This window comes from Actinomycetota bacterium, assembly GCA_040755895.1.
GTDB lineage: Bacteria > Actinomycetota > Aquicultoria > Subteraquimicrobiales > Subteraquimicrobiaceae > Subteraquimicrobium.
Genome location: JBFMAG010000070.1, coordinates 1 through 4,064, shown reverse-complemented (window position 1 = coordinate 4,064; position 4,064 = coordinate 1). Strand labels below are relative to the sequence as shown.

At 45.0% G+C, this 4,064-nt stretch carries 4 protein-coding genes and 1 tRNA gene; 1 reads left to right on the top strand and 4 read right to left on the bottom strand.

What is annotated here, in order from left to right:
- A partial coding sequence (locus tag AB1466_03355) for a hypothetical protein (protein ID MEW6189134.1) occupies nt 1-313 on the top strand: 313 nt, incomplete at its 5' end.
- Between the two features lie 237 nt (nt 314-550).
- Here the strand turns inward: AB1466_03355 and AB1466_03350 are convergent.
- The 4 genes from AB1466_03350 to AB1466_03335 all read right to left on the bottom strand — a co-directional run.
- Nucleotides 551-622, bottom strand: a tRNA-Thr gene (locus tag AB1466_03350).
- Between the two features lie 639 nt (nt 623-1,261).
- Nucleotides 1,262-1,918, bottom strand: coding sequence for an RNA polymerase sporulation sigma factor SigH (sigH, locus tag AB1466_03345; protein MEW6189133.1), 657 nt, complete (start codon nt 1,916-1,918; stop codon nt 1,262-1,264).
- Between the two features lie 212 nt (nt 1,919-2,130).
- The gene (rlmB, locus tag AB1466_03340; protein ID MEW6189132.1) at nt 2,131-2,871 is read right to left on the bottom strand and encodes a 23S rRNA (guanosine(2251)-2'-O)-methyltransferase RlmB; all 741 of its coding nucleotides are present in this window, start codon (nt 2,869-2,871) and stop codon (nt 2,131-2,133) included.
- Nucleotides 2,855-4,064, bottom strand: a 1,210-nt coding sequence (locus AB1466_03335) for a DALR domain-containing protein (GenBank protein MEW6189131.1), incomplete at its 5' end; no start/stop codon positions are given. The genes rlmB and AB1466_03335, both read right to left, overlap by 17 nt.

Sequence of the window (4,064 nt, the reverse complement as noted above, 5' to 3'; positions counted from 1 at the left end):
ATTATGGTGGATAAACTATCGTACAACCAAATTGAGAGCACCGGAAGAAATAGTTTATAGGGGTTCTGTCTATAAAACCGAGGGAGAAATTAAACATTTCGGTGTCGTTCTCAAGAAAACGGGTGACATCGTAAAGGGTCTCGATATCTATGTAGAGAAGGGAGAAACGGAAATACCGGAAAGGATTTACGCAAAGGTCGGTTCCCAGGATTATGTAATTTATCTGCGCGTATTCAAATCACAAAACAAATCACAAAAAATATCTTCGACACGCCTATGCCTCTTTGCTCATCCACCAGGGGGAAAACATTAAGTATGTGCAGCAGCAATTGGGGCATGCCTTAATCCAAACAACGCTTGACAGATACGGTCATCTTCTACCGGATTACCACAACGAGGCAGCAAAGAGATTGGATGAGACTATCTTTTCCGCAAGTAAAACTGGTAGTTCCCTAGCATTTGTTAGAAATTTGTTAGAAAATGATGCAATCTCGGGCGAGAGAGAGCTGAGTTGCATCAGCAGACTGGCTCTGACCTGGAAGAATATAAGAGCCGGCGACCCGATTCGAACGGGTGACCTGCTGATTACAAATCAGCTGCTCTTCCGCTGAGCTACGCCGGCATATATTCTAAGTTTACCGCGAAGTAAAGCCTCACGAAGTAAAGCCTCAATTTGAGTTTAGCATAAAGACAAATCTTTGACCAAGTAAAGCCTTTTACCGATAGCGTTCTAACAATTGGTGATTCGCCTTTCGGAACCCACCACCTTGGCAGACTGGATTACATTCTCTTCAGTTTAACATATGCCAAGTGAGCTTCCTTATTTGGGTGCGTTCCAGTTGAGTCCAGGTAGAAGCCCCGCGACCACTTTGGATAAGAGAAGTAAAAGCTGATGTCGGCTGTCAAAGCAGCTAAGATTTCCTTCATCATCACGTTTGATTACCGCAGCTCCTATTTGTGCAAGCAAAATAGGAAAAGAACGCGTTCCTTCAACCGCTGTCGCCAAGAAAGTTCTGAGGCTCCATCTATGAAAAATCTTTGGTCGAAAGTAAAACTCAACAAAATAAGCATCGTGACCATAAATTTTCCAAGGCGAACAGACTGGTTATCGAGAAGAATCCCTTTGAGGGAATTTTCTCCTGGAAATAGGGATATTTATTGATGGAATTGCAAATGGTGGGGTCTTCAGGAAAATTACAGAAATTGGGTTGGTGGTATCAAAACGATTTAAAAAGGGGAGAAAACGGGGAATTTTTTTGATTTACATTATTTTGCGTCTTAAATGTAGTTCTACTTTTCGCTTCACACGCTGGAGGGCATTATCGATGGATTTTACGTGTCTATTGAGTTCCTCGGCGATTTCCTGATAGGATTTCCCATCAATGTATAATCTTAAAACTTCCGCTTCGAGATCGCTCAATATTTCTCCGAAGCTAGAACGGATGCTTTTGAGTTCCTCGCCACTGATCACCAATTCCACGGGGTCTGTTACTTCCGAGCCGGAGAGGGTTTCCACCAAAGTTCGATCCGATTCATCCTCGTAATACATGGGCTTATTTAGAGAGATGTATGAATTCAGTGGGATGTGCTTCTGTCTCGTGGCCGTTTTAATGGCTGTAATCATTTGGCGGGTGATACAAAGCTCAGCAAAAGCTCTGAAGGAGGATTCCTTATCGGAACGAAAATCTCTTATGGCTTTATATAATCCAATCATGCCTTCCTGAATTAAATCTTCTTTGTCCGCGCCTATGAGGAAATAGGACCTTGCCTTTATCCGAACGAAGTTTTTGTATTTATCGAGTAAAAATTCGAGTGCGGAATCATTTCCCTCTCTAGCAGATGCAACTAGTTTATGATCATCTAAGCCCTGAAAAACCGAAGAATCACGCTTATGATGATGTCTCGGATAGGCTTGCAATTACATCGCCTCCCAAGGAAGGTTAATCCAAACAGATTTGGACCCTTTCCATGGCGTTTGCAAAAGGCGAAGTCTAAACCAATTATATATTAGGTGCTTAACGAGCGTCAAGGAAACCTGGTCTTTGCTACGTAGCCACTCTCAAATAGATTCTTAGAGAGTTGGCGAGTCTACTAATTTATATACCCATTTGTTTCACAAAGACGTCATTATCATTTATGGCTTATTCTTTGTCTTCTGGCCTCGTACATCAAAAGAGCCCCGGCTATGGCAACATTGAGGGAGGAAATTTTCCCATGCATGGGAATGCTCACCAAAAAATCGCACTTCTCGAGAACTAACCGGGAAATTCCTCTCCCCTCACTCCCCAAAACCAGACCCACCTTCCCGGCGAGATCTGTCTCAAAGTATCTCTTTTCGGCTTCAGCGACTCCCCCAACAATCCAAAATCCCTCTCTTTTAAGTTTATCGATGGCGTAGGGCAGATTACTCACCTGTATTATGGGAACGTGTTCCACCGCTCCCGCGGATGCTTTACATACCGCCGGTGTGACTCCCACACAACGCCTTTTGGAAATTATTACGCCGCTCACTCCCGCAGCATCCACAGAGCGCAGGAGAGAGCCAAAATTTTGAGGATCTTCCACTCCATCCAAGAGAAGAACGATGGGTTCGGGTGTTTGATCTAAAGTGGAAAGGAAAACATCAAAGGGAGTATAGGAAAAGGGCTCGATGAAAGCGACCACACCCTGATGAGCCCCAAGAGAAGCAATGGAATCGAGTTCCCTGCGGCTTACTGAAATTAAGGGTATTCCCCGTCTCCTTGCGATTTCCTTGATCTGCGTTAGGACTTTGGAATCCTTTAGATTCTCGGCGAGGAGAATCTTTTCCACTATTCTCTTTCCGCGAAGGGTTTCCAAAACGGGATTTCTTCCCTCAACGACTTCGCTCATATATATCGATCACTCTCTGAAAGCTGAACTTCCATTTATATCCCTTGGGCGTGTCCACATCACGTACCTCTATGCCCACCCCATTTAACCTCTCTCGGATGCTATCAGCAGTCTTCCAATCCTTTCTTTCTCGAGCTCGCTTTCGCACATCCAAAATTGTGTTGAGGATTTCGGTTAAATCCTCCTTCAATCTTTCCCTGGTTTCTTTCGCACTGGGCTCTTGAGATAGCTCAAAGTAGAGATCAAGGAGGTCGTTTACCATCTTCTCCGGAAGCAACTTAAGCAACTCTTGAATCCTAGGAAGTTTAATATTCGATTCCTGGATGATGGATAAACCAAATTCCAATCCCAATACCTCCCCGAGCTCCATGAAGATTTTTCGGATTTCGATCAGCAAATCCCTTGCTTCGACGGTGGGATTGGCTTTAAAATTCTGCAGCAAGATATGGGCTTCTTTTGCCAGTTCGAATAAGACGGCCAACGCCGCGGCGGTGTTAAAATCGTCGTTCATTGCCTCCTCGAATCTTGCTCTGGCTTCAGAAACAATTCGAGATACATCTTCGCCAGTCTTTATTTGCGATGTCGATGAGACCGAGTAGACCTCAAGGGCATCATCAATATCCCCGAGGAGATTCTCTAACCTCTCAAAGGCCTCGGTGGATTCGGAAAGCCGATCGAAGGTGAAATCGATTGGGCTCCTATAATGGTGCTCAAGAAAAAGCAGACGTAGTGCATTGGGATTGTATTTTCCCAGACGTCCTGCAGACCCGTAGGGGGTCTTAGTCTTCCCCAAAATTTCCCTTACCAATATCACATTGCCCAAGGACTTGGCCATCTTCTCCTTTTCGATGCTTAAAAATCCATTGTGCAACCAATATCTCACAAAGGGTTTTGTACCCGCATAAGCTTCTGATTGAGCAATTTCATTCTCATGATGGGGAAAGATGAGATCCTGACCTCCCGCGTGAATATCGAAGCCCATGCCCAGGTATTTAAGGGACATGGCTGAGCACTCGATGTGCCAACCGGGTCTCCCATCTCCCCAAGGACTGGGCCAGGAAGGTTCGCCGGACTTAGCCTTTTTCCAGAGAGCAAAATCCATGGGATGACGTTTGCGTGGATCGACTTCAACCCGCTCCCCAGCTCTCATCTCCTCCAGAGTGCGGTGAGAAAGCTTCCCGTAATCTTCAAAT